2 tRNA genes and 2 rRNA genes are annotated in these 2,425 nt (G+C 51.6%); all 4 read left to right on the top strand.

The window, feature by feature from the left end:
• Positions 1-20: 20 nt before the first annotated feature.
• Positions 21-1,533, top strand: a 16S ribosomal RNA gene (locus BQ5353_RS00015).
• Between the two features lie 135 nt (positions 1,534-1,668).
• A tRNA-Ala gene (locus tag BQ5353_RS00010) sits at positions 1,669-1,744 on the top strand.
• A gap of 55 nt (positions 1,745-1,799) precedes the next feature.
• Positions 1,800-1,876 (top strand) — tRNA-Ile (locus BQ5353_RS00005).
• Between the two features lie 156 nt (positions 1,877-2,032).
• A 23S ribosomal RNA gene (locus BQ5353_RS13135) occupies positions 2,033-2,425 on the top strand; the annotation flags it as partial.

Here is a 2,425-nt window from a genome sequence, read left to right as displayed (position 1 = left end):
GGAAGGGTTTTTAATACCATTTATCTAAGAGTTTGATCCTGGCTCAGGACGAACGCTGGCGGCGCGCCTAACACATGCAAGTCGAACGAGCCGAGGGGAGCTTGCTCCCCAGAGCTAGTGGCGGACGGGTGAGTAACACGTGAGCAACCTGCCTTTCAGAGGGGGATAACGTTTGGAAACGAACGCTAATACCGCATAACATACCGGGACCGCATGATTCTGGTATCAAAGGAGCAATCCGCTGAAAGATGGGCTCGCGTCCGATTAGCTAGTTGGCGGGGTAACGGCCCACCAAGGCGACGATCGGTAGCCGGACTGAGAGGTTGATCGGCCACATTGGGACTGAGACACGGCCCAGACTCCTACGGGAGGCAGCAGTGGGGGATATTGCACAATGGAGGAAACTCTGATGCAGCGACGCCGCGTGAGGGAAGACGGTCTTCGGATTGTAAACCTCTGTCTTTGGGGACGATAATGACGGTACCCAAGGAGGAAGCTCCGGCTAACTACGTGCCAGCAGCCGCGGTAATACGTAGGGAGCGAGCGTTGTCCGGAATTACTGGGTGTAAAGGGAGCGTAGGCGGGGTCTCAAGTCGAATGTTAAATCTACCGGCTCAACTGGTAGCTGCGTTCGAAACTGGGGCTCTTGAGTGAAGTAGAGGCAGGCGGAATTCCTAGTGTAGCGGTGAAATGCGTAGATATTAGGAGGAACACCAGTGGCGAAGGCGGCCTGCTGGGCTTTTACTGACGCTGAGGCTCGAAAGCGTGGGGAGCAAACAGGATTAGATACCCTGGTAGTCCACGCCGTAAACGATGATTACTAGGTGTGGGGGGACTGACCCCTTCCGTGCCGGAGTTAACACAATAAGTAATCCACCTGGGGAGTACGACCGCAAGGTTGAAACTCAAAGGAATTGACGGGGGCCCGCACAAGCAGTGGATTATGTGGTTTAATTCGAAGCAACGCGAAGAACCTTACCAGGTCTTGACATCGAGTGACGGCTCTAGAGATAGAGCTTTCCTTCGGGACACAAAGACAGGTGGTGCATGGTTGTCGTCAGCTCGTGTCGTGAGATGTTGGGTTAAGTCCCGCAACGAGCGCAACCCTTATTATTAGTTGCTACATTCAGTTGAGCACTCTAATGAGACTGCCGTTGACAAAACGGAGGAAGGTGGGGATGACGTCAAATCATCATGCCCCTTATGACCTGGGCTACACACGTAATACAATGGCGATCAACAGAGGGAAGCAAGACCGCGAGGTGGAGCAAACCCCTAAAAGTCGTCTCAGTTCGGATTGCAGGCTGCAACTCGCCTGCATGAAGTCGGAATTGCTAGTAATCGCGGATCAGCATGCCGCGGTGAATACGTTCCCGGGCCTTGTACACACCGCCCGTCACACCATGGGAGTCGGTAACACCCGAAGTCAGTAGCCTAACCGCAAAGAGGGCGCTGCCGAAGGTGGGATTGATGACTGGGGTGAAGTCGTAACAAGGTAGCCGTATCGGAAGGTGCGGCTGGATCACCTCCTTTCTAAGGAGTTTAGATTCGGTTGAATCTACTCTGGTCAGCAAGGATTATCAAAGTTAAATGTTGTTCGATTTTGAGGGCTCGTTTTGAGTTCTCAAAGGGTGAGAAGCGGAAGATTTCCGAGGCTCCTGCCAATATGGGGGTGTAGCTCAGCTGGGAGAGCACCTGCCTTGCACGCAGGGGGTCAGGAGTTCGATCCTCCTCATCTCCACCAAAGCCTTGAAAAAAGGCTGCGGGAGACGAGGGAATAACCGAGTCTGACCAAACATGGGCTAATAGCTCAGCTGGTTAGAGCACACGACTGATAATCGTGAGGTCGGTGGTTCGAGTCCACTTTAGCCCACCAGCTTTTCCTTGAGAAAAGCAATCTGTACATTGAAAATTGAACAATGAAACATCTGTAAATCAGGTAAAAGTGAAGTATTCAAATATTTTTCTTATTTGGGTAACAAAACTACAATTGCCAGAGGAAACAACAGAACCAAAAGATTCGAAGCATAAAGGTCAAGCTAATAAGGGCGCAGGGCGAATGCCTTGGCACTGAGAGCCGATGAAAGACGTGACAAGCTGCGATAAGCTGCGGGGAGCTGCAAGTAAGCTTTGATCCGCAGATCTCTGAATGGAGCAATCCACATGGGGTAATTCCCATGTATCATACACTGAATCCATAGGTGTATGAGGGGAACCGCCTGAACTGAAACATCTAAGTAGGGCGAGGAAAAGACATCAACCGAGATTCCGCTAGTAGTGGCGAGCGAACGCGGAAGAGGCCAAACCAAGGGTAGAAATACCCTTGGGGTTACGGACTGCAATATGTATGGCAAATCTTAACAGAAGTGCATGGGACGGCACACCGAAGAGCGTGAAAGTCGCGTATGTGAAAAGAAGAGCCAGC

The sequence above is a fragment of the Merdimmobilis hominis genome (assembly GCF_900104615.1).
Classification (GTDB): domain Bacteria; phylum Bacillota; class Clostridia; order Oscillospirales; family Ruminococcaceae; genus Merdimmobilis; species Merdimmobilis hominis.
Note: the sequence above shows the minus strand (reverse complement) of the source record. Positions and strands in the feature narration are given on the sequence as shown.